Annotated in this window: 31 protein-coding genes and 1 tRNA gene; 6 read left to right on the top strand and 26 right to left on the bottom strand. The window is 46.0% G+C overall.

Annotated elements, in window-relative coordinates; all coding sequences use genetic code 11:
- Positions 1-22: 22 nt before the first annotated feature.
- The 10 genes from FD960_RS03820 to acs all read right to left on the bottom strand — a co-directional run bounded on the left by FD960_RS03820 (position 23) and on the right by acs (position 11,572).
- Positions 23-301 (bottom strand): type II toxin-antitoxin system RelE/ParE family toxin, encoded by a 279-nt coding sequence (locus FD960_RS03820; RefSeq protein ID WP_215300056.1) that lies wholly within the window; start codon positions 299-301, stop codon positions 23-25.
- On the bottom strand, positions 301-528 hold the full coding sequence (locus FD960_RS03815; RefSeq protein ID WP_215300054.1) for a ParD-like family protein: 228 nt from the start codon (positions 526-528) through the stop codon (positions 301-303). The genes FD960_RS03820 and FD960_RS03815 overlap by 1 nt, the downstream gene beginning before the upstream one ends.
- Positions 529-639: 111 nt before the next feature.
- The gene (fdhF, locus tag FD960_RS03810) at positions 640-3,534 is read right to left on the bottom strand and encodes a formate dehydrogenase subunit alpha (RefSeq protein WP_215300052.1); all 2,895 of its coding nucleotides are present in this window, start codon (positions 3,532-3,534) and stop codon (positions 640-642) included.
- Positions 3,535-3,574: 40 nt separating this feature from the next.
- A complete protein-coding gene (locus tag FD960_RS03805; RefSeq protein WP_215300050.1) occupies positions 3,575-5,377 on the bottom strand; it encodes an NAD(P)H-dependent oxidoreductase subunit E in 1,803 nt (600 codons plus the stop codon).
- Between the two features lie 201 nt (positions 5,378-5,578).
- Positions 5,579-5,803 carry a hypothetical protein gene (locus tag FD960_RS03800; RefSeq protein ID WP_215300049.1) on the bottom strand — a complete coding sequence of 75 codons (225 nt, stop codon included), beginning with the start codon at positions 5,801-5,803 and terminating at the stop codon, positions 5,579-5,581.
- A gap of 9 nt (positions 5,804-5,812) precedes the next feature.
- The gene (locus tag FD960_RS03795; protein ID WP_215300048.1) at positions 5,813-8,218 is read right to left on the bottom strand and encodes a DUF748 domain-containing protein; all 2,406 of its coding nucleotides are present in this window, start codon (positions 8,216-8,218) and stop codon (positions 5,813-5,815) included.
- Positions 8,219-8,261: 43 nt separating this feature from the next.
- Entirely contained in the window at positions 8,262-8,567 is a 306-nt protein-coding gene (locus tag FD960_RS03790; protein WP_215300046.1) for a YciI family protein, read from the bottom strand.
- Between the two features lie 97 nt (positions 8,568-8,664).
- The gene (locus FD960_RS03785) at positions 8,665-9,237 is read right to left on the bottom strand and encodes a phasin family protein (RefSeq protein ID WP_215300044.1); all 573 of its coding nucleotides are present in this window, start codon (positions 9,235-9,237) and stop codon (positions 8,665-8,667) included.
- Between the two features lie 222 nt (positions 9,238-9,459).
- A tRNA-Ser gene (locus FD960_RS03780) sits at positions 9,460-9,550 on the bottom strand.
- A gap of 48 nt (positions 9,551-9,598) precedes the next feature.
- Complete coding sequence (gene acs, locus FD960_RS03775) at positions 9,599-11,572, bottom strand: acetate--CoA ligase (RefSeq protein WP_215300042.1); 1,974 nt, start codon at positions 11,570-11,572, stop codon at positions 9,599-9,601.
- A gap of 167 nt (positions 11,573-11,739) precedes the next feature.
- On the opposite strand from acs, the gene FD960_RS03770 reads away from it, so the two are divergent.
- From FD960_RS03770 to FD960_RS03750, 5 genes are read left to right on the top strand one after another with little or no spacing between them, the layout of a single operon-like run.
- Positions 11,740-13,263, top strand: a complete 1,524-nt coding sequence (locus FD960_RS03770) for a fumarate hydratase (protein ID WP_215300040.1) — start codon at positions 11,740-11,742, stop codon at positions 13,261-13,263.
- 30 nt (positions 13,264-13,293) lie between these two features.
- Positions 13,294-14,103 (top strand): glutamate racemase, encoded by an 810-nt coding sequence (murI, locus tag FD960_RS03765; RefSeq protein ID WP_215300038.1) that lies wholly within the window; start codon positions 13,294-13,296, stop codon positions 14,101-14,103.
- A 17-nt stretch (positions 14,104-14,120) separates the two neighbouring features.
- Entirely contained in the window at positions 14,121-14,795 is a 675-nt protein-coding gene (locus tag FD960_RS03760) for an energy transducer TonB (protein ID WP_251369841.1), read from the top strand.
- A 4-nt stretch (positions 14,796-14,799) separates the two neighbouring features.
- Positions 14,800-15,492: a MotA/TolQ/ExbB proton channel family protein gene (locus FD960_RS03755; RefSeq protein WP_215300034.1), complete on the top strand. Its 693-nt coding sequence runs from the start codon at positions 14,800-14,802 to the stop codon at positions 15,490-15,492.
- A 2-nt stretch (positions 15,493-15,494) separates the two neighbouring features.
- Positions 15,495-15,908: a biopolymer transporter ExbD gene (locus FD960_RS03750; RefSeq protein ID WP_215300033.1), complete on the top strand. Its 414-nt coding sequence runs from the start codon at positions 15,495-15,497 to the stop codon at positions 15,906-15,908.
- 101 nt (positions 15,909-16,009) lie between these two features.
- On the opposite strand, the gene FD960_RS03745 is transcribed toward FD960_RS03750, so the two are convergent.
- Positions 16,010-16,456 (bottom strand): hypothetical protein, encoded by a 447-nt coding sequence (locus tag FD960_RS03745; protein WP_251369840.1) that lies wholly within the window; start codon positions 16,454-16,456, stop codon positions 16,010-16,012.
- Positions 16,457-16,685: 229 nt separating this feature from the next.
- Between FD960_RS03745 and FD960_RS03740 the strand changes: the two genes are divergently transcribed.
- Positions 16,686-17,414: a hypothetical protein gene (locus tag FD960_RS03740; protein WP_215300031.1), complete on the top strand. Its 729-nt coding sequence runs from the start codon at positions 16,686-16,688 to the stop codon at positions 17,412-17,414.
- Positions 17,415-17,437: 23 nt separating this feature from the next.
- Here FD960_RS03740 and FD960_RS03735 read toward each other — a convergent pair whose 3' ends face one another.
- The 15 genes from FD960_RS03735 to FD960_RS03665 form a co-directional block, all read right to left on the bottom strand.
- On the bottom strand, positions 17,438-17,647 hold the full coding sequence (locus FD960_RS03735) for a hypothetical protein (protein WP_215300029.1): 210 nt from the start codon (positions 17,645-17,647) through the stop codon (positions 17,438-17,440).
- Entirely contained in the window at positions 17,644-18,084 is a 441-nt protein-coding gene (locus FD960_RS03730; RefSeq protein WP_215300027.1) for a GNAT family N-acetyltransferase, read from the bottom strand. The genes FD960_RS03735 and FD960_RS03730 overlap by 4 nt, the downstream gene beginning before the upstream one ends.
- Positions 18,081-19,316 (bottom strand): hypothetical protein, encoded by a 1,236-nt coding sequence (locus tag FD960_RS03725; RefSeq protein WP_215300025.1) that lies wholly within the window; start codon positions 19,314-19,316, stop codon positions 18,081-18,083. Before FD960_RS03725 ends, FD960_RS03730 begins: the two co-directional genes overlap by 4 nt.
- Positions 19,316-19,783: a glycoside hydrolase family 104 protein gene (locus tag FD960_RS03720; protein WP_215300023.1), complete on the bottom strand. Its 468-nt coding sequence runs from the start codon at positions 19,781-19,783 to the stop codon at positions 19,316-19,318. The genes FD960_RS03725 and FD960_RS03720 overlap by 1 nt, the downstream gene beginning before the upstream one ends.
- Positions 19,780-20,256 carry a hypothetical protein gene (locus FD960_RS03715; protein WP_215300021.1) on the bottom strand — a complete coding sequence of 159 codons (477 nt, stop codon included), beginning with the start codon at positions 20,254-20,256 and terminating at the stop codon, positions 19,780-19,782. Before FD960_RS03715 ends, FD960_RS03720 begins: the two co-directional genes overlap by 4 nt.
- Positions 20,253-20,495: a hypothetical protein gene (locus FD960_RS03710; RefSeq protein ID WP_215300020.1), complete on the bottom strand. Its 243-nt coding sequence runs from the start codon at positions 20,493-20,495 to the stop codon at positions 20,253-20,255. Before FD960_RS03710 ends, FD960_RS03715 begins: the two co-directional genes overlap by 4 nt.
- Before the next feature lie 62 nt (positions 20,496-20,557).
- Positions 20,558-20,866, bottom strand: coding sequence for a phage holin family protein (locus tag FD960_RS03705; protein ID WP_215333587.1), 309 nt, complete (start codon positions 20,864-20,866; stop codon positions 20,558-20,560).
- Between the two features lie 58 nt (positions 20,867-20,924).
- Positions 20,925-21,164 carry a hypothetical protein gene (locus FD960_RS03700; RefSeq protein WP_215300016.1) on the bottom strand — a complete coding sequence of 80 codons (240 nt, stop codon included), beginning with the start codon at positions 21,162-21,164 and terminating at the stop codon, positions 20,925-20,927.
- Complete coding sequence (locus FD960_RS03695; RefSeq protein WP_215300015.1) at positions 21,145-22,128, bottom strand: reverse transcriptase/maturase family protein; 984 nt, start codon at positions 22,126-22,128, stop codon at positions 21,145-21,147. Before FD960_RS03695 ends, FD960_RS03700 begins: the two co-directional genes overlap by 20 nt.
- A gap of 283 nt (positions 22,129-22,411) precedes the next feature.
- Positions 22,412-22,792 (bottom strand): diversity-generating retroelement protein Avd, encoded by a 381-nt coding sequence (gene avd / locus FD960_RS03690; protein ID WP_215300013.1) that lies wholly within the window; start codon positions 22,790-22,792, stop codon positions 22,412-22,414.
- A gap of 17 nt (positions 22,793-22,809) precedes the next feature.
- Positions 22,810-23,925 carry a hypothetical protein gene (locus tag FD960_RS03685; RefSeq protein WP_215300011.1) on the bottom strand — a complete coding sequence of 372 codons (1,116 nt, stop codon included), beginning with the start codon at positions 23,923-23,925 and terminating at the stop codon, positions 22,810-22,812.
- A gap of 68 nt (positions 23,926-23,993) precedes the next feature.
- Positions 23,994-24,359 carry a hypothetical protein gene (locus FD960_RS03680; protein WP_215300009.1) on the bottom strand — a complete coding sequence of 122 codons (366 nt, stop codon included), beginning with the start codon at positions 24,357-24,359 and terminating at the stop codon, positions 23,994-23,996.
- 3 nt (positions 24,360-24,362) lie between these two features.
- The gene (locus tag FD960_RS03675) at positions 24,363-24,848 is read right to left on the bottom strand and encodes a hypothetical protein (protein WP_215300007.1); all 486 of its coding nucleotides are present in this window, start codon (positions 24,846-24,848) and stop codon (positions 24,363-24,365) included.
- Positions 24,849-24,860: 12 nt separating this feature from the next.
- On the bottom strand, positions 24,861-25,073 hold the full coding sequence (locus FD960_RS03670) for a hypothetical protein (protein ID WP_215300005.1): 213 nt from the start codon (positions 25,071-25,073) through the stop codon (positions 24,861-24,863).
- A complete protein-coding gene (locus FD960_RS03665; protein WP_215300003.1) occupies positions 25,070-25,402 on the bottom strand; it encodes a hypothetical protein in 333 nt (110 codons plus the stop codon). The genes FD960_RS03670 and FD960_RS03665 overlap by 4 nt, the downstream gene beginning before the upstream one ends.
- Between the last annotated feature and the right edge of the window lie 5 nt (positions 25,403-25,407).

Here is a 25,407-nt window from a genome sequence, read left to right as displayed (position 1 = left end):
GGGCAATCGAATATTGTGTTGATTATCTCTTGATATCTCGATAGAAGTTTTCATGAGCGGCGATTGCCTCGAGATATATCAACCTCAAACCGTCATCAAGCGAGTAACCAAGCAAATAGAGTTGGCCGTTACTTTTGAACTTGTATACCAACAATGCAGCTAAATCACCCTTCTTTCTTTCGCCGATTGAAGGTTTATTTGAAACAATTCCTACGGCACCATCTACATCCTTGGCGATATTGTCATTTAGCTTTTTATATTGTCTGGCAAATCGGCGCGTTTGAATAACTGAATGCGCCATTAAACCTTCTTAGAGCGAGGAATGAATGGAGTGGCATCTGTCCTTGGCTCTGCTAATGATGCCAAAGAAGCGGTAATAAATGAAATTGGGAGATCTGGGTTATCAATTGCAGCCCTACCTACTGTAGCCCAAAACTCAAGCTGGCCAGCAATGGTCCGATGCTCAGATTTGGCCTCTGATTTCGCCGCTTCATATAGATTCTCGTCAATTCTGACTGGCATGCTCATCAAAAACCTCCCTTTCGGGCTATTTTACTACAAAAGTAGCAAGATAGAAAGCAAGGCCATTTCAAAAGAAAAAACCGCCCGAAGGCGGCCTTTTTTAAAGTGGACCCATGATCAGTGAGCCGATTCAACCTTCTGCCTCTTAGGATCATTAGTGCCGTAGCCCATTACTGGGGCAGCCTGTCCGCCTTTAGCAAGCTTGACAGCGCAGTACTTAAATTCCGGAATCTTGCCAAAAGGATCTAAGGCAGAGTTGGTGATTAAGTTAGCTGCAGCTTCATAGTAAGCAAACGGAATAAAGATCACACCACGTGGAGTGCCATCATCTCTACGGACATGGATACCTACCTCACCACGACGAGATTGAACAGTGATGACATCACCAGCAGAAACCCCTAGCTGAGTCATGTCTTCGCCATTCATGGAGACGGTAGCCATTGGCTCAATTGCATCCAAGACGGTTGCACGGCGAGTCATACTGCCGGTATGCCAATGCTCTAACTGACGACCTGTAATCAATACAAATGGGTAATCAGCATCCGGACGCTCATTTGCGGGAATGATGTCAGCAGGAACCAACTTGACCTTGCCATCTGGCGTCGCGAAGTTGTCATCAAATACGATTGGACGACCTGGGTCTTCTGCAGACAAACATGGGTAGGTCACGCTAGATTCTTTTTCTAATCGATCCCAAGTAATACCATTGATGGCTGCATGCATTGCTTGACGCATTTCGTCATATACAGCTGCCACCCCATCATCTGGACCTTGGTAGTTCCAGTTCAGACCCATGCGTTTCGCAATTTGCTGAATGATCCACAGATCAGGCTTGGCATCTCCCGGAGGATTAATCGCCTTCTTACCCATCTGCACCATGCGATCCGTATTACTTGCAGTACCGACCTTCTCTGGCCATGCGCTTGCTGGCAATACTACGTCGGCCAAGAGTGCGGTTTCTGTCATGAAAATATCTTGCACAACCAAAAGATCTAAAGAGGCCAATGCGTGACGAGCATGGTTCAAATCCGGATCGCTCATTGCAGGATTCTCGCCCTCGACATACATACCGCGAATCTTGTCTGGATCACTATCCGGCGCAGTGATCTTATGCATGATCTCTACTACGGTGTAGCCAGGCTTCTTATCTAATGGGGTATCCCAGAACTTCTCAAACCACGCATGTGCTTCTGGATTGTCAACACGTTGGTAGTTCGGGAACATCATCGGGATCAAGCCAGCATCACTAGCGCCCTGCACGTTATTTTGTCCACGCAGTGGATGCAAGCCAGAACCAGGCTTACCAATTTGTCCGGTAATGCTGACTAAGGCAATTAGGCAACGGGCGTTATCGGTACCGTGAACGTGTTGGCTCACGCCCATGCCCCACAAAATCATAGCTGACTTAGTGGTAGCAAACTCTCTAGCTACTTCGCGCAAAGTCTCTGCCGGAATACCGCAGAGTGGTGCCATTGCTTCAGGGCTATAGCCTTTGATATTTTCTTTAAGCGCTTCAAAATTATTAGAGCGGTTCTTGATAAAGTCTTTATCAACCAAACCCTCTTCAATGATCGTATAGATCATGGCATTGAGCATAGCAACGTCAGTATCTGGCTTGAACTGCATGGTGCGCCAAGCATGCTTACTGATCTCGGTTTTACGTGGGTCGCACAAAACAATCTTGGCACCCCTTTTTGCCGCATTCTTAAACCAAGTGGCTGCTACTGGATGATTTGCGGTTGGATTCGATCCAATCAACATGATCAAACTGGAATGCTCCACATCATTCACTTGATTACTTACAGCACCAGAACCCACACCCTCTAAAAGCGCGGCCACTGATGATGCATGGCAAAGACGAGTGCAATGGTCGACGTTATTACTTCCAAAGCCAGTGCGTACTAGTTTCTGGAATAAGTAAGCTTCTTCATTGCTGCCTTTTGCAGAGCCAAAGCCAGCCAATACTTTATTGCCGTATTGATCTTTAAGCTTCTTCAGTCCACCACCAGCAACTTCCAGCGCCTCCTCCCATGTAGCTTCACGGAAGATATCGGACCAATCTTGCTTGCCTTCTAGCAAAGCCTCATCTTTAGCAACACCCGCTTTACGAATGAGGGGCTTTGTTAAGCGCTGTGGGTTATGGATGTAATCCATACCAAAGCGACCCTTTACACAAAGACGATTGTGATTAGCCGGGCCATCACGACCCTCAACACTTACAATCTTTTCATCTTTCACGTTGTAAGTGATTTGGCAGCCGACGCCGCAGAAAGGACAAACTGAATCCACTTTGCGGTCTACGGTTTGTGAACCAATTAAACCTTTTGGCATTAATGCGCCCGTTGGGCAAGCCTGTACACATTCACCACAGGCAACGCAGGTGCTATCACCCATCGGATCATTAAGATCAAATACGATTTCACTATGCGCGCCACGCATTGCATAGCCAATCACATCATTAACCTGCTCTTCACGACAAGCCCGTACGCAACGATTACATTGAATGCAGGCATCCAGATTAACCGCCATCGCCGGATGCGAGATATCACTACTGACTTTTTCACGACGTAATGCTTTGAGCTCTGGTCGAACTGAAACATCCAAGCGCGTTGCCCAAGTGCTGAGTTGGCCATGTTGATTTTTTTGCTCTTCTTCCTTGCTGTCTCCAACCCACTTAAAACCCTCATCCGGCATGTCAGACAACAACATCTCCAAGACAAGTTTTTGACTCTTTAATGCACGCTCGCTATTTGCCTGCACTTCCATTCCAGGCGTCGCGCTTCTGCAGCAACTTGGTGCCAAGGTACGCTCGCCGTTGATTTCCACAACGCATGCGCGGCAGTTGCCGTCTGGACGATAACCATCTTTAAAACATAAATGTGGGATATCAATACCATGGCGTTTTGCCGCCTTGAGAATGGTCTCGCCTTCGTAAGATACGATGGTTTTTCCATCTAACTTGAACTCAACTGTTTGCAGTTCGAGTTCTTTAGGATTTGTTGGTGCGTTCATATTTGTCTCGTCTTTCCCTTGGCTTTCGTGTGCTTGCTAATTAAGCAACCTCTTGTGGGAAATATTTATGGATACAACGAATTGGATTTGGTGCAGCTTGACCTAGACCACAAATAGAAGCATCAACCATCACAGTTGCTAGATCTTCTAGGGTATCTTGATCCCAGGACTTGGACTGCATTAACTTCGCAGCCTTGCTGGTACCGACACGACACGGCGTACATTGTCCGCAACTCTCATGCTCAAAGAAGTGCATCACATTAAGCGCCATATCACGCGCCTTATCTTTGTCACCAAACACCATGACCGCAGCAGAACCAATAAAGCATCCATAAGGCTGCAAAGTATCGAAGTCCAACGGAATGTCGTTCATGGTTGCTGGCAAGATACCGCCTGATGCGCCACCAGGCAGATAACCATAGAACTGATGGCCATCTTGCATGCCACCACAGTACTCATCAATCAACTCTTGAATAGTGATGCCAGCCGGGGCTAATTTGACGCCAGGATTTTTGACTCGGCCACTAACGCTGTAGCTACGCAAACCCTTGCGATCATGACGGCCAAAGGAGCTAAACCACTCTGGGCCGCGCTGAACAATATCACGCACCCAATATAGAGTTTCAAAATTATGCTCGAGGGTTGGGCGACCGAACAAGCCTACCTGTGCAATGTATGGAGGGCGCATACGAGGCTCACCGCGCTTGCCTTCGATACTTTCAATCATGGCAGACTCTTCACCACAAATATAAGCACCGGCGCCGCGACGCAACTCAATTAACGGCAATGCAAATGGCGGATTTGCTTTGAGCTTGGCTAACTCAGATTCCAGTAACTCACGACAACCGTGGTACTCATCACGCAGATAAATATAACAAGCATCGATGCCAACTACATTGGCAGCAATTAACAAGCCTTCCAAGAAACGATGTGGGTCACGCTCCAAGTAGGTGCGATCTTTAAATGTACCCGGCTCACCTTCGTCAATGTTTACCGCCATCAACTTAGGAGCAGCTTGATCTTTCACGATGCGCCACTTGCGACCCGCTGGGAAGCCGGCGCCACCGAGGCCGCGAAGGCCGGAGTTTTCCATAGCCTTGATGATGCTCTCATCATCTTTTTTGCCTTCAGCAATTTCTTTTGCTAAAGCGTAACCACCTTGAGCGCGATAAGACTCATAGCCTACATAGTCCGGCGAAACCGCTTGATTCTCACCCTGAGGAGATACGCCTTGTTCAGCTAAAGCTGCAGGATCAAAATTGGCGCCGTCCTTGGCCATTGGCTGGGTAGTCATGTTATTTTTGACTGCGGCAGACACTTTATCGGTAGTAGCAAACAGTACTGGGTACTGGTGCACTACAGCTACCGGAGCCTGTTCGCAACGACCTACACATGGTGCGGCCGCCACTTTGACATTCGGGTTGCCCAAAATTGCTGGCAACTTTGCCAAGAGATTTTGCGCACCCGCCAATTCACAAGCAATGCCGTCGCATACGCGTACAGTGATATCAGCAACAGGATCGTTGCCACGCACCACCTCAAAGTGATGGTAGAAAGTAGCAACCTCATAGACTTCAGCCATGGGCAAATTCATTTCTTTTGCGAGGGCAACTAAATGTCGGTCATGCAAAGCACGATACTCATCATTGAGCTTGTGTAAATTTTCAATCAACAGATCACGGCGATGCGGTGCGGCACCAATGAGCTGGCGAACCTCTGCAACAGAAATGTCATCCGCTTGACGACCCTTCAGTTTGCTTTTGCGACGAATGGTTTCCCTTAAATCATCTGCGGTTGCCACAGCAACAGCCTTGATTTCTCCAGAGGGTTTTGGGTGATTCATAGTGTTTGTCTCTAATTTCTTGTCGCAATAATGATGCTGTTTTGATGTACTTAAAGCCCTGCTTGAGAACTCACGACATGGCGAGCAATGGATTGCGTCGCTATATATAGGAAATTCCCAAAATCACAAATGATTTTGGGTTATTTCTGCACTCAAGTCCTTGACGGAGCTCAAGTGAATTTAATAAGGGTAAACCCTTGATTAGATCACTGATGGGGATGGCTTGTCGCCAGGCGGGAGAGAGTAATCCAACTGACGCTCATAAACACGTGCTTTAAAGCAGTCGTTGTAGCCTTTACTGCCAATTTGCCAACCAATGGAGGTGCAATCATCCTGAGCTGCCGACTCTATCGAGCTACACCCAGTCAAGGCAATGACAGCAATCGATACAAGAATAGTGAAGGGGCGCAATGTAGTTGAATTCATACCTCAAGTCTACTTGATTCTGACCTCCACCTCGAGGGGAACACCCTCCTTACCTGCCGTGACAGTCTTGACCTCGCCCAAGCTAATCCGATCTTTCAGAGCGGGATTACTTTTCACCATGAAACTTAAGGCCAGCTTTGCTCGATTGTTAGCTAGGCCCGTTAAATCTTCCACTGACACGGGAATGCTGGCAATGAGTTCTGTATGCAACTGTTCATTTCGTTCAGCACCGGCCGGTAGGGTCAGCAATCTCTGGCCTAATTTAATTCTGCCAACATATTGAGCGTAGACCGACTTCAACCCAGACTGCACCTTCGAGTCCAAGAAATCCGGACTAGGGATTGGGTCATTGGGGGCGATATTCATACCAGCCGCCTTCAGAATGGCAAGATCGGCAGTTGCACGGGCTAAAGCCGCTTTATCTGCGACTGGATCATAAGTTCCCGCGAGCTCCAACGTAGCATTCGGCTTCTTAGCCAAGAAGTCACCAAACTTCTCTAAACGATCCTGATCCGCCGGTAAGAACACTGCCTCGCCCAATATGGCATTTACCCCGTCATCAGCCCCCATCCCTAGGAGAGCGCCCAAAGCTCTAAAGGGTGCAGTGGCAACATTGGTCAAGATATTACTAATGGCCTGCCACAACAAGCCGCTCGCACTGAACTCCGGCGCATCCACATTGCCGGCAATGTTGATGGTGACATCAATCGTATCGTCAGAATCCTCAAGCAAAGCAATCGCTAAACCTAGCGGTAATTTTTTACCCTGAAAATCAGCTACCTCCTCGCCAAGCTCGATCTTTTTGATGATGATTTGATTGCCGCCCTTGAGTTCGCCATCCTTTGCGCTGTAATGCAAGTTCAAATTCACTCGACCACTAGCGATTTGGTAGCCAGCAAAGGTCATCACAGCAGGATTAAAGGCATTGAGCGGAATATTTTTAAAATTCAGTGTGACATCGTTATTACGACGTGGGTCATCGAATGAAATCTGCCCCCTACCCCGCAGCGACCCAGAGTCTGCCAAGACTCCATCCAAGGTCATTGCTGTTGAATGACCAGGAAGAGCACTCACATTGGTGAAACTCGCATTGAACTTTCTCAGATTAACTTTGAAGTTAGGTTTCATGGCCAAGTCAGCAAACCGCACTTCACCTTCGCGCAATTTCAATACTTTAATATCTAGAGCAAAAGATGTCTTCTCCTTTGAGGGTGCTGGCAATCGATCAACTCCTGCCACCTCAGAACCTCCTTTGGAAAACAAGCGCCTGAAATTAGAAAAGCCTTTGTCATCGATTTCAAACTGGAGCACAGGCTGGTCAATGGAAATTGCATTAGCAATCAAACTGGATCCGGCACGCTTTGAGTTCTGATAGATAAATTGCTGAATATCCCCCGATTTCCACTTCATGAGCGATTGCTTTTGCCCCTGCTCGTGCAAATCTAAATCCAGTAGATGCAAATCTCCAGATACAGTCAGCTCATCACCCTTTAGCCCGATCTCTAGAGCGGATTGAATCACCCCACCCCGAGCTTGCAGTTCTTTATTAGCAGGTAGCAATCCGATAAAAGGTGCAAGCGAAAAGTTCTCCACCTGAACTCTTCCAGCGATCGATTTGTCGGACTTCAAATCCCAGTGGGAGTTAACGCGCCCATCATCAACCTCCAAATCAAGCTGAGCTCCAATAACATCTGGCGCAGGATTATCTAAAGCGCCCTTGATGGCAACATGCCTAAATGCAATCTTCTGATTTAGCCCCGGCAAATTAAAGTGCAGCGCACCCAGATTCAATCCGTACTGGCCACGTACACCATTGACATCACCCCGCTTGTCGTAGTTTGCAATATCCAATAGCTCAATAGAAAAAGACTTTAGTTGTTCGTGTAATTTTTTATTGAGATCTACTACCTCCAAGCCGGCATCAGAGACTCGGAATTCATCAATTGAAATTTTGAAATTCTTTTTTAGTGCAGTGGGATCTGACGGCGGAACACTGCGCGTAATGGCAACAATCAATTCCTGCCAATTCCATTGGGAAGCACTCCCTTTAGCTCCGCGTTTCTCGAGCAGCACATTGGGCTCATCAAAAAGGACCTCCTCAAACCCCAGCTCACCAATTGCGAGGCGAGACCACTTCAGCATCACAACTGCTTTCTTTAGCCCAAGTAATTTCTCCTGATGACCATCGATTACACGAAGCCCATCAATCTCAATGCGCAATCGCAAGGGAGAAATACTCAGATCTTGATAAGTAATTTCGTAGCCAATTTTTTTGCCGTACGACTCTACTGCACTCTTGATGGCGCCGGGAACCCAAAGGTGGCATACACCCCAAAATAAAAAGAGCAGTGCAAGAATGCCCCCTGTAATTCGGAGCAACCAGGTTCCCACAGCAAGTCGCTTGAATGAAATCATTGTTGTAGTAATTTAAATCTTGAATGGAAATATAGAACGCGATTTAAGCTACTGGTGGAAATCCTACCTTTTGTGTCCATACATTATTAAATGCATGAATAAGGGGTTTTTCATAAACACCTGCTTTAGTGAATGGCTCATCTGCCAACCAAGCCTCAACATCCGCCTTGCTTGGGAAATCCATCACCAATAAGCTACCAACCGTAGTGCTGCCATCCTCGGATGTCAGTGGGCCAGCAAAAGCCATCTTGTCAGCAAGCTTGCCTAGATAGGCACGATGCTCTGGTCGAACTTGAATACGCAACTCTGCTGTGCCGGGACGATCCATCAAAAGGATTGCAAAGATCATGTTTTCTCCAATTTAGTCGTAATACCTAGATCTTACGGCAAGCGCAAAAAGAAAAACCGCCCGAAGGCGGTTTATTACTTAAAGCAATTAAAACGAATTAAGCAGCTTTGCGGCTTTTTGCTGCTGGTTTAGCAACAGCGTATTGACCTTGAACGTTTGCAAAAGCAGCGTCAACGCTCTTCTCAAAGTTTGCAAATGCATCAGCTGCAGAAGCGCGCACTTGATCAAACTGTTGGAGTGAAGATTCAAATACAGTTTTAAATGCAGATACAAAAGCCTCTGAGCCAGCAGGAGCAGTCTTAGTAGCTTCTTTAACAAACTTCACCAAATCAGCACGTGCGTCATCGATAGAAGCGTCAACTACTTGAGCAACTTCTTTATTACCGTTACGCACTACTTTGTTTACTTTAGCTTGGTAAGCAGCAGCGTACTTAGCAGCTTCTTGAGCAACTTCTGGCTGAGCCAATTTTGACAATTGTTGCGCATCTTTAATTGCCAACAACTGAGCGCTAGCTTCTTGAGCAGCAGCCAAAGCATCTTTAGCAGCAGCTTGATTGATTTCAGCTAATTCTTGGGCGCTTTCAACGGCTACTTGAGCTAAATACTTAGCGTTTTCAACGGCTTTAGTTTGAGCTTGTGTGAGTTGGTCATTCAATTGAGCTTGAAACATGATTTTTCCTAACTTTTTAAATTGATAAAATTTATTGCGATGCACCATTTTAAAAAGTTTTATGTGGCAACGCAACAATTATTTGCGGCAATGCAACATAAATAGCTCAATTTTTCGCTTTATCCATATAAAACAGTTACTTGCGGATTTCTTAGATTGCAGTAATCCGGATAAATACTTAAAAAGGTAAGAAAAAACCACCCGAAGGTGGTTTTGGACTACTGGCGGAAGAGGCGGGATTCGAACCCGCGGTAGGCTATTAACCTACGCACGCTTTCCAGGCGTGTGACTTAAACCGCTCATCCACCCTTCCGTACAAACGATGATTATACGTTTCCTGAAAGGATTGAGCTCTAAAAGCTTACAGAGACTCTTTGAGCTGATCCAAAATGGCTGGATTTTCCAGGGTTGACGTATCTTGAGTAACCTCTTCACCCTTAGCAATCACGCGAAGCAAGCGACGCATGATCTTGCCAGAACGAGTTTTAGGCAAGTTATCACCGAAACGCACATCCTTTGGTTTAGCGATTGGGCCGATTTCCTTACCCACCCAGTTACGCAACTCAGTGGCGACCTTCTTAGCCTCTTCACCCGTTGGGCGACCGCTCTTAAGAACCACGAATACACAAATGGCTTCACCAGTTAAATCATCTGGACGACCAACTACTGCCGCCTCAGCAACCAATGGATTGGCAACCAAGCAAGACTCAATCTCCATCGTGCCCATGCGGTGACCTGAAACGTTCAACACGTCATCAATACGACCGGTGATGGTGAAGTAGCCAGTGTCTTTATTACGAATTGCGCCGTCACCTGCGAGATACAGGGTGCCACCCAACTCTTCTGGGAAATAAGACTTCACAAAACGATCTGGATCATTCCAAATGGTACGGATCATGGAAGGCCATGGACGTTTTACAACCAAGATACCGCCCTGGCCGTTTGGAACATCCACACCAGCTTCGTCAACGATTGCCGCTTGAATACCCGGCAAAGGCAATGTGCAAGAACCTGGAATCATTGGTGTTGCACCAGGCAACGGAGAAATCATGTGTCCACCAGTCTCAGTCTGCCAGAAGGTATCCGCGATTGGGCAGCGTGAACCACCAACATTCTCGTAATACCACATCCAAGCTTCTGGATTAATTGGCTCGCCGACTGAACCCAGGAGGCGCAATGAAGATAAGTCATAGCTCTTTGGATGCACTGAGGCATCGTTACTAGATGCTTTAATCAATGAACGAATCGCGGTTGGCGCTGTGTAGAAAATAGTAGCCTTATGTTTTTGGATCATGTCCCAGAAACGACCAGCATTCGGATACGTTGGCACACCCTCAAACACAATCTCAGTAGCGCCTACTGCGAGTGGGCCATAGGTGATGTAGGAGTGACCTGTTACCCAGCCAATGTCGGCAGTACACCAGAACACATCATTGGGCTTGATATCAAAGGTCCACTTCATTGTGAGAATTGCCCACAAGAGATAGCCGCCAGTGGAATGCTGCACCCCTTTTGGCTTACCAGTAGAACCGGATGTATAGAGAATAAATAGTGGATGCTCTGCGCTTACCCACTCTGGCTCACAAGAAGTCGCTTCATTAGCAACGATTTCTTGCATCCAAACATCGCGCCCTGCTGTCATAGCGATATCGGCGCCAGTGCGCTTGCTAACGATCACATGCTTAACCTTAGGACATTCGCCAGTAGAAAGTGCTTCGTCACAAATTGTTTTTAATGGCAATGCCTTGCCGCCACGGAACTGCCCATCGGCAGTAATCACTGCAACCGCGCCGACGTCCATAATGCGATCACGCAACGCTTGGGCGGAGAAGCCCCCAAACACTACGGAGTGAATCGCACCAATACGAGCGCAGGCTTGCATAGCAACAATGCCTTCGATGGTCATTGCCATATAAATAATGACGCTGTCACCAGACTTGATGCCCATCTTACGAAGTGCATTTGCCATTTTGCAAACGCGCTCAAGCATCTCTTTGTAAGTTACCTTGGTGACTGTGCCGTCATCAGCCTCAAAAATGATGGCGGTTTTGTCGCCTAAACCATTCTCAACCTGACGATCTAAGCAGTTGTAAGAGGCATTCGTTGTGCCGTCTTCGAACCATTTATAGAAAGGCGCTTTTGATTCATCTAGCACTTTAGTGAAGGGCTTCTTCCAGTAGATGTTCTCTTTTGCAAGGCGCCCCCAAAAACCGTCATAATCCATTTCAGCTTCAGCGCAGAGCTTGTTGTAAGCATCCATCCCCGAGATAGCGGCACTCTTAACAAAGTCTGCAGGTGGGTTAAATACGCGGTTTTCTTGCATTAATGGTTCCATGCTTCACAGCCCTTCTATCAATAATCAGTCGTCTTTTTCCGCGAAAATAACGCAGAATTAGGGTATTACAAGCCCAAGAGCTAACAAGATAAGTGAAAACACGCAGGATTTGCTCTATGGCAAACCCTTAAAATAGGAAAAACCTTACTTAAACTAAGCCCATAACCATGACAAACATTAAACAAAACGACCTCATTCAAAGCGTTGCGGACGCATTCCAGTTTATCTCTTACTACCACCCCAAGGACTTCATTTCCGCTATGGGCAAGGCTTATGAGCTAGAACAAGGTGCCGCCGCCAAGGATGCGATTGCCCAAATCTTGACCAACAGCCGCATGTGCGCAGAAGGTCATCGTCCGCTTTGTCAGGACACGGGCATTGCTGTGGTTTTCCTCAAAATCGGTATGAACGTGCAATGGGCCGATGCCACGATGAGCGTTTCTGAGATGGTGAATGAGGGTGTGCGTCGTGCTTACATGAACCCAGACAACCCACTGCGTGCTTCCGTATTGGCTGATCCAGCAGGAAAGCGGAAGAATACGGGCGACAACACTCCGGCTGTCATTCATTATGAAATCGCCCCTGGTGACGATGTCGAAGTCATTTGCGCAGCTAAAGGTGGCGGCTCTGAAAACAAGGCCAAGATGGTCATGCTCAACCCTTCTGACTCAATCGTGGATTGGGTAGTCAAAACTGTCCCTACTATGGGTGCAGGCTGGTGCCCTCCTGGCATCCTGGGTATTGGTATTGGTGGCACTCCCGAAAAAGCGATGTTGATGGCTAAAGAGTCTCTGATGGGTCCTGTAGATATTCAAGAACTCATCGCACGCGGCCCACAAAATCGCATTGAAGAACTTCGTTTAGAGATCTTCGAAAAAGTAAACAAGCTTGGTATTGGCGCCCAAGGATTGGGTGGCTTATCTACCGTTCTTGATATCAAGATCTTGGACTATCCAACTCATGCCGCATCTTTGCCAGTAGCCATGATCCCGAACTGCGCTGCTACACGTCACGTGCATTTCCACTTGCATGGTGATGGCCCAGCAAAATTAGAAGCGCCCTCATTATCCGATTGGCCAGATGTCACTTGGACACCAGATACCAAGAAATCCAAACGCGTGAACTTGGACACCCTAAGCGCTGAAGAAGTGGCTGGCTGGAAAGAAGGTGAAACATTGCTGTTGAATGGCAAGATTTTGACTGGACGTGATGCCGCTCATAAGCGCATTCAAGACATGCTCGCTAAGGGCGAGGAGCTTCCAGTAAGCTTTAAGAATCGTGTGATCTATTACGTAGGTCCTGTTGATCCAGTTGGCAATGAAGCGGTTGGTCCAGCAGGTCCGACTACCTCAACACGCATGGATAAGTTCACCGAGATGATGCTTGCTAAGACCGGCCTGATCTCCATGATTGGTAAAGCCGAACGTGGTCCCGCAGCTATTGAAGCAATTAAAAAACATAAGTCTGCCTACCTCATGGCTGTTGGTGGTGCAGCGTACTTAGTATCCAAAGCGATTCAGACAGCCAAGGTCGTAGGGTTTGCTGATCTTGGCATGGAAGCGATTTATGAATTCGATGTGAAAGATATGCCAGTCACTGTAGCCGTTAGTTCAGCTGGTATCTCCATGCATGAGACTGGTCCGAAAGAATGGGCGGCAAAGATTGGCAATATTCCAGTCAAGATTGCTTAAGTCTAGATTCATACAGTAGCGACTAATTACTTGGCACTCATCGGAGTATTTGATTCTGGCGTAGGTGGCTTATCCATTTTGGACGAGGCACTGCGCCAGCTTCCAAAACATGACTACATCTATCTAGCAGACTCGGCTAATGCGCCCTATGGGGAAAAGTCAAGCGAATGGATTGCCTCTCGGAGTATGGAGTTATGCCAGTACCTAGCCAAACAAGGTTGCGATGCCATCATGGTGGCATGCAATACGGCAACTGCTGAAGCCATTGCTCATATTCGTGCAAAGCTCAGCAGTATCCCTATTATCGGCGTTGAGCCGGGTATTAAACCAGCAGCTATGCAGTCGGCCAATAGCATTGTTGGCGTGCTTGCAACTGAGGCTACGCTCAAGAGCGAAAAATTTAACGCCTTATTAGCAACCCTCCCTTCTAACTGCCTCTTTATCAAACAGGCTGGTGCCGGTCTTGTTCCCCTCATTGAAGCGGGTCGGGCCAATAGCGAAGAAACCTTGGAATTACTCGCCCAACATCTCGCCCCTATTCAAGAAGCGGGGGCTGACACCATTGTTCTGGGCTGCACTCACTATCCATTTCTCAGAAAAGCAATTCGTAAGCTACTAGGCGACTCCATCAACCTGATTGATACTAGCGACGCAGTAGTACGGCAACTCAAGAGAAAATTAGAGTCACAAGAGGGTGGCGTAGAGAAATCTTCACACGGTTCCGTGAAATTCATTAGCAGCAAGAATGCGGAAAATCTCCTGAAGATGGCCCAAGAATTAATTCAATCGGATCTCAGCAAGCATCGAATTGATTCTGCATTAGTGAGCGCATTCCATTGAGCCCATTCTTATCTCGCATGAGCGTGCAACTCCCGTTCAATAAAACTGAACGCATCATCATCGGTCTGGTGGTTGCCTTGCATCTACTGTTTTTAATCGGCTTTCAAAGTAGCATGAAGCCTGATAACGACAATAACCAAGATGATGCGCGCGTCATGGCCAATTTGGTGAGTCCAGAAGCTGCCAAGCAGCCACAAGCAGCACCCACTCCACCGCCACCCAAGCCCAAGCAAGAACAAAAGAAGAAGGTCGTGGACGAGAAGTCCACTCAAGCACCAACACCCCCTCAATCCCAACAGCAAGCCGCAACCCCGCCCACTCCCCAGCAAACCAAGAGTGAGTCCCAAACCCCAAACGCAACCGTTGCACCCTCAACCTCATCCGGATCGAGCGGCACACCGATTCAGACTGATATTGGTAAACTGGTTGTGGTGTTTCAGCCAGATGCGGATGCTTACTACCCCTCCTTCTCCAAGCGCTCTGGAGAGCAAGGTGAGGTGGTGGTGAGATTAATTATTGATGAAACCGGTAGCGTGGAAGATGTCGCCTTATTGCGCTCTAGCTCATTCCCACGCCTAGATCGCGCAGCAACCGACATTGGTCGGCGTTATCGCTTCAAACCTTTTTTAGTTAACGGCTCACCCCAAAGAATATCCACCAACCTTTTAATTAAATTTAATCTCAAGAATTAATATTATGAATACACCATTTGGCTTAGCTAATCTGTGGCTTGAAGGCGATGCAATTACCCGCTTTGTGGCGCTTGCTCTACTCACCTGCTCTATTGTGACTTGGGTGATTTTGCTTTCTCGTTTTTGGGATTTGCGCAACCTACGCAAACTCAAACCAGAATTAGATCAATTCTGGCGGGCAACTTCATATGATCAGGGCCTTAGTGCTTTTACCAATCCCGCAGCCAATCCCTACCTTCAGATTGCCAAAGCGGCGAGCGGCGCTTCTGCCCACCATCAAAGCCAGTCCAATAATCATCGCGAGTTATTGCAAACACTCAATTATTCAGAGTGGATGGCTCGCAGCGTCAAGAACAGCATTGATGGCGTAGCGGCTAGCCTGCAAAAGGGTTTAACTTTCTTGGGCTCTACTGGCGCAACCGCTCCATTTATCGGCCTGTTCGGCACTGTATGGGGCATCTACCATGCTTTGATTTCGATTAGCAGCTCCGGTAGCGCGCAAATCGATCAGGTTGCAGGCCCCATTGGTGAGGCCTTGATCATGACAGCCTTAGGGCTGGCTGTGGCGATCCCAGCGGTGCTTGGCTTTAACGCTATCAACCGCGCCAACAAATTACTAGTTGCCGATCTCAATCGCTTTGGCAACGATCTCCTCGCCTATTTCGTGACTGGCGCACGCGTTAAGTCCGGGGAATAAATATGTCTTTTCATCTACAAGACGATCAGAGCGAAGACAGCATCATGGCTGAAATCAACATGACACCGATGGTGGATGTCATGTTGGTGCTTTTGATTATCTTCATCATTACTTTGCCTGTTATTCAACAGGCAGTAAAGGTGGAGTTGCCAAAAGCCAATAGCGTACGCAATGAAGTCAAGCCTGAGTCAGTACAGCTGTCTATTGATGCTAAAGGTCAAATCTTTTGGAATAGCACACCCATTGATTTAGAAACATTTAACGGCTATGCAGAAAAAGCAGCTCAGAAAGAGCCACAACCAGAAATCAATCTACGCGCTGATAAATCCGTGAAGTATGAGTATGTCGCTCAGGTACTAGCAGCATCAAGACGAGCCGGCCTAACCAAGCTAGGCTTTGTCACAGAACCTAATTAATGTATTCAGAGTCGACCAATTATAAAAACCACCTTCGGGTGCTTTTTATTAACTAGCTATTATCAAGCTACGAGTGAATTGAGGCGCTGAAAAGACCCATTCTAGGGCTGAGCAACGCAACTCTCTTCAGTTGTCTTAGTGCCATTACCCATATGCACCCCCAAGAGTCCGCCTTGAATGGTTTCAACCTTCTTCAGTTTGCCGGTGTTTTGATTCAGAGTGAGCTGAGTCAGCACTTTTCCGGGGGGATAAGTAATGCCATCAATCAATTCGGGCTCGAAACGCGCTTCAACTGTCATCAAGATATTGGGCCCTGAAAATGTGACGCTCTTGACCTCTTGATATCCGCCATCATCTTTTCGATCTAAGTCTCGATCATCTAAATAGATTTTGGCTTTTTGCCGCTGACTTGCGGGAATGATCCCAAGCACGTAACTCTCCGTGTAATCCTTTTCAACTCTAGTGCAATCAAAAACAAACACATCCTGGGCATAAGCCATGGATGAACAAGCAGGGAGAATCGAAAGTGAGGAGAGGGATTGCTTCATGGTCTTGAAAAAAGTAATTCAAAGTTAATCGATTGGTGCCCGAGGCCGGAAACGGCATTCTTTTAAAATCAATACTTTACATTGTTTTTTCGGGATTTAATCGGGATGATTTATAAACAACAAAGCATCAATACCAATTGACCAAATAAAAAATGCGTTTAGAATCAAGCCCGTTCCGCAATATTAACCTAATAGCGCCAAATTAATGGCATACAGAAATAAATAGTTAATGACCACTAATGTTTTTGATAAAGAAGCAGGAGTTTTGGCAACTGATTCAAGATGGAGTTATTCGCTACCAGGAGTTGCGAATATATACGTTGATAATGTGGAGTTTGAAAAAATTGCTTCAGATGGAATCTTGGCTTTCATGTTTGCCGGAGATTCATTAAAGATTAACGAATGGAAAAACTGGATTAATAGCCCAAATAAAGTGGTTATGAATCAACCAAAGCCCGTTGAGAATGGATTTTCGATTTGCATGGTAGATGTAAAAACGCAAGAAATCGTTTTAGAGAAGTATCAGGAAATTAGGCGAGATGGCGCTAGATTTGCTGGTACTGGAGCTATTGCAGCAAATAGGTGCTGGGAAGAGAATAGAGACCCTAAAAAGGCCGTGGAATCTGCAATAGTAGAAGATTGCTTTAGTGGTGGGGATGTAAAATACTTAGACTTGTTGAGTGGAAAAAACAATCTTTCAAAAAAAGATGAATTTAGCTCAATTAAGTCTGGAGTTCAAACGAGAGGTTATGTTATGTATTTTCAAAATCAAAATCAAAACCATATTCCAGTTTCTGAAGCTGCAAATGCTGATGAGCGGATTTCACAAACCATAGCAAAAATTGCAAAAGGTGATGTGGGTATGACTGCCCCAAGTCCTGCAGCTGAAAGCCAGTGGAGCGATCAGGATAGGGAAGATCTGACAAACGCTCTTTTAAAATATTACCCAGCAAAATAAATTAACCCGCTAAGGCGGGTTTTTTATCGCCCTGCTATTCTGCGAATTTTCTCTTGCAGCTCATAATCTTCACGGCATTCAGCCGAGCAAAATCTACGATCTGAAAGCGCCTCATTGCACGATAGGCAAAATCCAGTGATTTTTAAAGGTTGATTTTTAGAGCGTGCGGCGCGAATAGCCAGATCACGATCTCGCTCTTCTTTTTCACTTGCCCTATCAAATATATCTGTCATGATGGCACCTTCAATTTAAATCTCCAATAAATGCTGTCCTTGTATGACCAAGGGTTTCTAGGTTTGTAGATCTTGAATCCACAGTTAATGAGAGAGTTCGATGAGGGTGGGTTTTGCGTTGTATCGGTGATGACCCAATGCCAGCCCAGGGCTTTTGCCTTACGTACCCTAGCCTGTATCAGGCGTTTTTGAAGGCCGTGACCTGTATAACCATCAAGTACCCCTGCTCTGCATAGGTACCCAGCATTTGTCCAAGTAGCAGATCGCATCAATCCGGCAAACCCTACCGGCTTACCGGACTCAGTATAGGCAATCCACCAATGACCATACTTACAGCTCATAGGGGTATCTGCAGGCAATATTGATTTTTGTAACTCTATTAGCAGCTCAACAAATTCGCTCTTTTTGATGTTGACTTTCTTGATCTTGAAAATCATTTGGTCCATCCAATCCACTCAGTTTTTTGAACTTCTTTTTTGCGCTCTACATTGACTGCGCATGAAAAGGTAATCCCATGGCTAGGATGTGTAATCCAGAGCGCTTGGCGGGGAGGCTCAAATCCAAAGTTATTGGAATAGGCGTATTCGTCATACCCTTTTAGGCTGCCGTTGACGATTAAGCGTTGTAATTGAATCAATTGATGCCAGTGACCCAGTAGCATCGTGTCGTATTCTTGATCGATCTGAGCATTGCGTGAGCGCTTTTTGTGATCTCCTCGGATGATGGGCCCAAGAGCGCCGATAACGCCGTCACCGCCCCTAAATTGGTCCCCATGAGTCAATAGATAGCGGTGTCCATAGATTGAGTAATACGCATCTGACCCATCTGGAATAAAGAATTGCACTCGCTTATCACCCTCAAATCGCTTGGCCAAGAATTGATATAGCAGCCAATCAAAGTTTGTGTAATTGCGGTTTTTGGCCTGAATCTTAAAAGTATTTCTGCCATGATTACCAGTGACGCATGGGACAAATACCTTGCCAAATTCATTGGCCAAAGTTTCAATACACCAAACCAATACGCCCCATAGATCCAATACAGAGGGCATGACTTCAATATCGTTGGTGGTGGCTAGCTCTTGATGAATATTGCCACTAAACATATCCCCGCCCAGGGCAAAGACTATGCCTGGGTACTCTGGATTATTGAGGTGGTTGCGCAGCAGATCGATGGCCGTTTCAACCATGGCCCTTGCTCGCTCTTGAGCTATTTGAATGTTGTATTCATTCACACCGCCAATTTGCTTAGCATCAACATTTTCAGCCCAGTGCCAATCAGAGGCAAAAAGCGTTGGTACGCCGGTTGTATCTTTTTTGGGTAGCTTTACGAGCCAATTAGGCACATCAATATTAGAGTCGGCCAGTTTAATGATTTGCTTTTTAACGTATTCGGCTGAAAGCGTTTCTTTTGCTTGTGATTTGGCAGCAGTTTCTAATGCTCGAATCGTAGCTTGCGCTTCAGCCAATTGCTGAGCAATATCAGCATCTTGATTAATTTTGGCTTTTTTAATATTGGGCAAAATATTGCGCTTTTCAGCTTCAATTAATCTATGCCGTAGAGTTGAATAAGGGATTTTTAAAAAGTCTGCAGCTTTCTTTTTTTCACCAAACTGGTGATATAGGTCGACTGCTTGTTGTAATATTTTTTCAGGTGTTTTTAACGCAGACATTATGCAATTACTCCACCGGCGTTTAAATATGCCGTTTTTAGGTTGCTCAATTGGTTGGTGTGTTGACCATACTTAGAACCAGGCAAGCTTGCCCAGATGTTGTTGCACTTCTCAATGGCCTGCTCGAGACGGCCTGCATTAATGTCATCGATGGCTTTACGCTCTTTAATTTGCTGTAAAGCAATCGCATCTTGAGAGGCGGGAGAAAAATCAGGAAGGTCCAATTGCTTTTTGTAAACATCAAAATACCTTGAAAGCAATTGATAGCGCCCTGCAGCCGTGGATTGCAAGAATTCTCCCAGGCGAACCAGTTTTCGAGGGTGATTAGCGTAGGAGGTAAATAGATCTGGCTTGGTAGGTGTACTACCCACAATCACGTTATAGCCATTGTCTGAAACAGCTAGCAAAGCTTCTCCAATTTCAGAATAAGCCAACATATCTAAAAAAGCTTTTTCGTTAGGAGTCATTGAGGCCACGCTTTCTCAAGCATTTTGGTTTCAGCTATTGCGGTGTCAGCATCGTTTGCCACTTCAATAAGTCTTGCTGAACAATCTGCGACCACGGAATCGAGGGATGCGATTCGCTTAATAAGGGCTTCTCGGGATTGACTGGACACGCTGCTGTCGAAGGTATTGAAGTTGTCCCGCAACTTGCCAACATAGCTACGATTAGTAAGAGTAAGAGCCAATAAATCAGATTTTGCTTTTGAAAGTTCATTTTGTGCCTCATTGAGTTGATGTTGAAGGTTTTGAGTTTTGGCTTTCGCTTCAATCAAATCCTTATTAAGATTGATCTGATCCTCAGATACGCGCCGGTCATATCCAACTTGTTCAATATGCATCGTTGTGGCGTACAAAGCTCCAACGATCAAGCCAATAATGGCAATCCAGCCAACTACTTTGAAAATCAAAGATTGGGGGGTGAGATCCGATAAGTTCATGGTTTGGTCTCCGGAGAGTCTTTTTTTAGCCCTAGGGCAATTCCTACACCCGCAAAGACAGCTCCCATACCGACTCCAAAATCTTGAATCACAAAGGCTTCTTTGAGATACAGATGATGAAATCCAGCAGTAGCCAAGGCATAGATAACAGTAAACCCAGCGCCAATCTTGACAATGCAATAAGTAGCGTTATCCGGCTCGGTAAAAATGTTTTTAAATAAAGCTTTAATAGCGTTCAATTCAGTTCCTTTGGACGTAAAAAAACCCGCGCATAGCGGGCTTTATGAAGCAGTCAATATATTTAAACTGGAAACTTAGACTTTAAAAAATCTTCAAACAAAAACAAAGCCCGAGATCCCATATGCCCCGATACGCCGACTAATGCAGCCGTCATTAAAGGAGCGATCTGAGCATTCTCGCAAAGCCAAAAAGTGATTACGCCTGCAAATCCAGCGGTCACTATTTCACCCACAAGCTCAACCAGGTTAAATGCCCTGACATGGCCTGCCTGAAGCTTACGCATGAAATTGACAATTCCGCCAAGGATGGCGAGCATAAATACCCATGAGTAGGTAATTAACGAATAAGAGGTTGGATCTTTATCTACCATATTGGCCACGCTATAAAAAAGCCCCCGTAGGGGCGTTGATCAAATCACTTCCGAAGGATTAAGCAAAATCCGCTTTAGAAAAGCCGTAGCGTTTAATGGTGGAAAGGTCTTCAACATCAACCCAAACAGGGTCGACTTTAGCGCCTTCATAGCCTGGTTGGCCATAACCTTCAGGATAGACGGCTGTATCTTGTTTACGGGTCATGCTGCCCTTGAGGTAAGCCATGAATTGATCATGCTCAGGGGTGCCGTTAATTGCATCTAAATCATCGCGATTGTTAATTACAGGAAATACCATGATGTTTCTCCATCCAGTTAAAAAGATTGTTTGTATCTGCCCATCTTGCATGGCCAGCCCATGAAGCTAAAAACTTAGTTAATGCAATATCGTCTTGATATTTAATATATTTTGTAATTTTTCTTTTAGCGCGCAATACTGAATCATGTCTTAGCAATTTATGCGTAGGCCATATTCGATACCCTAAAAAATTAATCCCCCGTACCACTCCAGAGCTTGACCATTTACTAATGCGCATGCCCATTCGCTCATTAGAAAATGCTTGAATCTTATAAAAGTCATCTCGCAACTTCACAGGGTCATCACCCAAAATTACAATATCATCCATATATCGAGCCCACCTACGATGCCCTAGTTGATCATGAATGTAGCGATCGATCAAACCGCCATACACATTGGCGAATAATTGACTTGTTAGGCTACCAATTGGAATGCCGCAACCACTAGCTGGAATAATCTCTCGCAAGATTCTTAAAGTCTTTTCACAGCCGATCTTACGATTAATAAGGCCATGCAATATTTCTCGATTAACCGAAGGAAAAAACTTGCTGTAATCCGTTTTTAGGTAATGCGTTGCTCCTGGCTTACGTAGCTCAGATTGCACGTAGCGCACGCCAGCATGCGTACCCATCCCAGGTCTACATGCAAACGTGTTATGCAACAACGTGCGCTCAAAGATGGGCCCAATAATGTTGCAAACTGCATGCTGAGTTAAGCGATCCTTAAAATCTAATGCAGAAATTAATCTAGGTTTTGGCTCATAAATAACAAATTCTCGGTACCGACCAATTTGATAGCCCCCATCTAATAACTCTTCACGCAGGGTAGTTAGATTGACTGAAGCGTACTCTTTAAACTCCAAATATCCGTACGTCATGCGCTTGGCTTTAGCGGTTTTCCAATAAGCATTTTGCAAATTTTCCACTGTAGCAATCTGCTCAATCAGATTTTTGTGTCTTTTCATAAAAATTGCCGGTTGCGCTGTTCTCAATAGTGTTTTGGCTGTTGTTACCAAGCGCAATACCGAACCCAGAAAAGTATTTCCCGAAGGAGGATAAGCAGGCTGACCACATTACAAAGGTCTGCTTGTAATGCCTTAACATTTACAAAGCGGTAAAAATTTGCCGTCACAGACACCGCGAGCCCCGATGTTGTTGTTCGAGTTCGTAGGAGAGTTGTTCCAATTCGAGTAGCGCGAACCAGCGTTCGCACCGTTGTCCCAGTTGCCCCCAAAGATCACGGCGTTTTTACCCTGCTTGCCCCTTACGTTTTACCTTAACGATCCATGAACCCATAAATTTACCAACTTCAGAAATCAGCATGAGGGCTGTTTCATTTTGATGTAAAGACATAGCTCGCACAGATTTTCCCGATAAAAAGCGTAACCAAAACCGCAAATGCGAAAGCCCTGCATCTGCAGCGTATAGGCGAGAAATCTGACTCGATTTACCCGCTTCTACAAATAACTTCACTTGACCTAGCAAGCACTCCAAAAACATATCCCTAGCTATGGAGTGCTTTCTAGGGATGTTTTGAGCGATTGGGTAAAGATAAGCAATGATGGCCTCATACTTTTCCACAATCGCCATTTGGTCATATGACGTATTTGCCTCTTTGATCGGTTGCATTGGGTCTATCGACCCAATTAACCAAGTTGCAAGTGGTCACAGACACCGCGAGCCCCGAAGGTGCTGTACGAGAGCGTAGGAGAGTAGCCCCAACTCGAGGAGCGCGAACCAGCGTTCGCACCGTTGGCCCAGTCGCCCCCAAAGATCACGGCGTTAGGCAGTTGATAGGTTTGACCGCGGCCAATCGTATTGTTAGTCCAACCTGCAGCAGCTGCGCCTCCGCCAAAGTCTGCGCCCCATTGCTGCAATACTCCGGATACTTGATTGCATCCCCAGCGTGATACATAAGCTGCATTCCAGATGGTGGAGTTTTGATCTGATCCAATAGAGGCTGCTTCAGTAGTGCCATATGCTAAAGCGGCAAACTCATCATAGCGTGGCAAGCGTTTGCCCCATGAGCGCATGACTTCACCGGCTTCCCACCAGTTAAATTCGCTATAAGCGTTTGTGCCAGAACCACCAAACAAGGTAGGAATCTTTGGAGGGCTTGCACCATCAGCCATGGTGACGTTGTACTTAGAAGAGCCATTAGTGAGGTGGTCAACGCCTAACAAATAGATGTCAGACCAAAAGCTATTAGCCACTAAGGTCATACCGCGGGGGTCTGGGCATTCCGGCTTAAAGTTCAAATCCCAGAATGAATAGGCATTGATCTGAGGCGTTGTATTGCCTCCAGAGGTACCTGCAGCATTATCGCCAGGCGCATAGTGAAATCCGCCAATTTTGCGCCAATTACCCGAGCCAGGAGCCGAGGTAAAGGATGCTGTAGCTTGAATCGTGGCATCATCTTTCACCCAGATTGCATAGTCGGTACCTGCGGTCAAAGTAGGCATCGTAATGGCCGTTTGCGCGGCAAAAGAGACGAGCGTAGATCCTACGAATATGAAGGTACCCGCTTTAATACTTGCAGTGCCTGCAGCCGTTTTAACAAACCCCACAGTGGATGGATCCGCTTTAAAAAAGGTGCCATAGGGATTGGGTACGCCCAAAACGCCACGTGCAGTTAAAGGATTGCCATCTGAGCCCAATAAACCTGATAGGTAATCATTGAGTTGATCTAATGCAGCCTTAAATGCACCTTCGGTAATCGTTGATGCGGTTAGTGCTGTTTTTGCTGGTAGTGCCTGAGTCATGATTGCTCCTTAGAAATAAAAAAACCGCCAAAAAGGCGGTTTAAAAAATAATGAAAGTTAAATTTTGCTTATTGCGTCCACATTAAATTTGCATCAGCAGTCCACATGGGGGCAGCGCTACCCAGTGGGTTTTGTCCAGCTAAAACCAGTACAGTCTCAACACCGCCAACGGATTTTTTAAAGAATATCTTGCCGTCATTAGTATTAATCAGCTCTTCACCTAATCCCAATGAAGAGGCTGCAGGCACCGCTCCAGGACTACTGCTTTGCGTTTGCGGGAAATCAAAAGAGACACTAGTGCCATTGGTTTTGATGACCTTACGCGCATTGCCTGTTTGACTAGGTATACCGCTATTACTGACCGCGGTATTGAGTGCCTTAATATCTGCACCGACTGCTGTAATGAACGCCTGCAATTGAGTAAGCAGGCTCATGGTTTAAGCCTTAGCGGTAGCGTAAGCTGCGGCTAAATCCGTTGTGGGATCACCCACACCAATATTTTGACAGGCCTGAATTTGCTGAGGCGATGTCAAAGATTGTGAAGAATCAAAACGAATTCGATTGCCAACGGCGGTAACTAGGCCAGCAATACCAGACTCATCGCTTGCAATGGCGGTCGCCAGCTCATTTAACGTATCGAGTGCAGTAGGTGCTCCAGCAACTAAAGCGCTAACGGCTGCACTAATCTGAGAATTAATCTTATCGATCGAGTACGTTTTACTAGTTGAGGAAGCAGTTGAATCGCTAATTAAGGCCGTCAAATCAATTGAGTTAATCGAGCTTTTTAATTCATTTAATGCGGCTACCAGATTGGTTTTGGTAGTGGTATTTAGGGTGGTTAAATTACCTTGATTTGCCAATAATGCTTTGATATCGGTGGCAATGGAGGTAATCAGGGACTGCAGTTGACTTTGTAATGACATGGCTTGCTCCTATTAAAGTTTGTAAATTTCGTACAGCAGGGGTAAATCGAGACTTGGATCAATTGGGTCTCCAGGATCCCCTTTATCTCCTTTAAGACCTACCGCAGCAAAAGCCAATTCAATGCTTGGCGCGGTAGTTTGATTAATTTCTATTGCGAATTCTTTGGTCTGATTGATCTCAATAGAAAATAATTGTTCACTATGAATTTCAATGGTGTCGGTCATTTGGTGACATCTTCAATAACGGGGACGATGAAAGAGTCAGATGAACGCTTAAGACCATCGGCATTAATCACCTCTAAATCGCAAATCATTTCTCCTAAAGGCCATGTCGAAGTATCGGCAATGGTTGGAGTCAGCGTAAATACGCCCAAATGAGCCGTTTGATCAGCGGCTGGAGTTACTGTCATGGCGGCCACTAACTTCATATTTTGTGGATTGCGAATTTGCGCAGCAATCGTCAAACCTACTAAAGAAGCAGCCACTCCATTTTCCTTCCAGGTACACGTCAAACTAAATCCGTCACCTCGTTTAAATTGCGCTAGTGAATTCATATGCA

It is taken from the genome of Polynucleobacter sp. AP-Nino-20-G2 (assembly GCF_018688235.1).
Lineage (GTDB): Bacteria > Pseudomonadota > Gammaproteobacteria > Burkholderiales > Burkholderiaceae > Polynucleobacter.
This window is presented reverse-complemented; position numbering and strand designations above follow the sequence as displayed.

Excerpts from the sequence above, each read along its gene's own strand:
- FD960_RS03770 (WP_215300040.1), top strand. The coding sequence starts at position 11,740 with ATGACAAACATTAAACAAAACGACCTCATTCAAAGCGTTGCGGACGCA.
- FD960_RS03680 (WP_215300009.1), bottom strand. The coding sequence starts at position 24,359 with ATGAGCCTGCTTACTCAATTGCAGGCGTTCATTACAGCAGTCGGTGCA.
- FD960_RS03740 (WP_215300031.1), top strand. The coding sequence starts at position 16,686 with ATGACCACTAATGTTTTTGATAAAGAAGCAGGAGTTTTGGCAACTGAT.
- FD960_RS03800 (WP_215300049.1), bottom strand. The coding sequence starts at position 5,803 with ATGAATTCAACTACATTGCGCCCCTTCACTATTCTTGTATCGATTGCT.
- FD960_RS03695 (WP_215300015.1), bottom strand. The coding sequence starts at position 22,128 with ATGAAAAGACACAAAAATCTGATTGAGCAGATTGCTACAGTGGAAAAT.
- FD960_RS03735 (WP_215300029.1), bottom strand. The coding sequence starts at position 17,647 with ATGACAGATATATTTGATAGGGCAAGTGAAAAAGAAGAGCGAGATCGT.
- FD960_RS03785 (WP_215300044.1), bottom strand. The coding sequence starts at position 9,237 with ATGTTTCAAGCTCAATTGAATGACCAACTCACACAAGCTCAAACTAAA.
- FD960_RS03790 (WP_215300046.1), bottom strand. The coding sequence starts at position 8,567 with ATGATCTTTGCAATCCTTTTGATGGATCGTCCCGGCACAGCAGAGTTG.
- FD960_RS03820 (WP_215300056.1), bottom strand. The coding sequence starts at position 301 with ATGGCGCATTCAGTTATTCAAACGCGCCGATTTGCCAGACAATATAAA.
- FD960_RS03700 (WP_215300016.1), bottom strand. The coding sequence starts at position 21,164 with ATGGTATTTCCTGTAATTAACAATCGCGATGATTTAGATGCAATTAAC.
- FD960_RS03705 (WP_215333587.1), bottom strand. The coding sequence starts at position 20,866 with ATGGTAGATAAAGATCCAACCTCTTATTCGTTAATTACCTACTCATGG.
- FD960_RS03720 (WP_215300023.1), bottom strand. The coding sequence starts at position 19,783 with ATGACTCCTAACGAAAAAGCTTTTTTAGATATGTTGGCTTATTCTGAA.
- FD960_RS03730 (WP_215300027.1), bottom strand. The coding sequence starts at position 18,084 with ATGATTTTCAAGATCAAGAAAGTCAACATCAAAAAGAGCGAATTTGTT.
- FD960_RS03670 (WP_215300005.1), bottom strand. The coding sequence starts at position 25,073 with ATGACCGACACCATTGAAATTCATAGTGAACAATTATTTTCTATTGAG.
- fdhF (WP_215300052.1), bottom strand. The coding sequence starts at position 3,534 with ATGAACGCACCAACAAATCCTAAAGAACTCGAACTGCAAACAGTTGAG.
- FD960_RS03725 (WP_215300025.1), bottom strand. The coding sequence starts at position 19,316 with ATGTCTGCGTTAAAAACACCTGAAAAAATATTACAACAAGCAGTCGAC.
- FD960_RS03815 (WP_215300054.1), bottom strand. The coding sequence starts at position 528 with ATGAGCATGCCAGTCAGAATTGACGAGAATCTATATGAAGCGGCGAAA.
- FD960_RS03755 (WP_215300034.1), top strand. The coding sequence starts at position 14,800 with ATGAATACACCATTTGGCTTAGCTAATCTGTGGCTTGAAGGCGATGCA.
- FD960_RS03805 (WP_215300050.1), bottom strand. The coding sequence starts at position 5,377 with ATGAATCACCCAAAACCCTCTGGAGAAATCAAGGCTGTTGCTGTGGCA.
- FD960_RS03675 (WP_215300007.1), bottom strand. The coding sequence starts at position 24,848 with ATGTCATTACAAAGTCAACTGCAGTCCCTGATTACCTCCATTGCCACC.
- FD960_RS03745 (WP_251369840.1), bottom strand. The coding sequence starts at position 16,456 with ATGAAGCAATCCCTCTCCTCACTTTCGATTCTCCCTGCTTGTTCATCC.
- FD960_RS03685 (WP_215300011.1), bottom strand. The coding sequence starts at position 23,925 with ATGACTCAGGCACTACCAGCAAAAACAGCACTAACCGCATCAACGATT.
- FD960_RS03760 (WP_251369841.1), top strand. The coding sequence starts at position 14,121 with ATGAGCGTGCAACTCCCGTTCAATAAAACTGAACGCATCATCATCGGT.
- acs (WP_215300042.1), bottom strand. The coding sequence starts at position 11,572 with ATGGAACCATTAATGCAAGAAAACCGCGTATTTAACCCACCTGCAGAC.
- FD960_RS03795 (WP_215300048.1), bottom strand. The coding sequence starts at position 8,218 with ATGATTTCATTCAAGCGACTTGCTGTGGGAACCTGGTTGCTCCGAATT.
- FD960_RS03665 (WP_215300003.1), bottom strand. The coding sequence starts at position 25,402 with ATGAATTCACTAGCGCAATTTAAACGAGGTGACGGATTTAGTTTGACG.
- FD960_RS03750 (WP_215300033.1), top strand. The coding sequence starts at position 15,495 with ATGTCTTTTCATCTACAAGACGATCAGAGCGAAGACAGCATCATGGCT.
- FD960_RS03715 (WP_215300021.1), bottom strand. The coding sequence starts at position 20,256 with ATGAACTTATCGGATCTCACCCCCCAATCTTTGATTTTCAAAGTAGTT.
- avd (WP_215300013.1), bottom strand. The coding sequence starts at position 22,792 with ATGCAACCGATCAAAGAGGCAAATACGTCATATGACCAAATGGCGATT.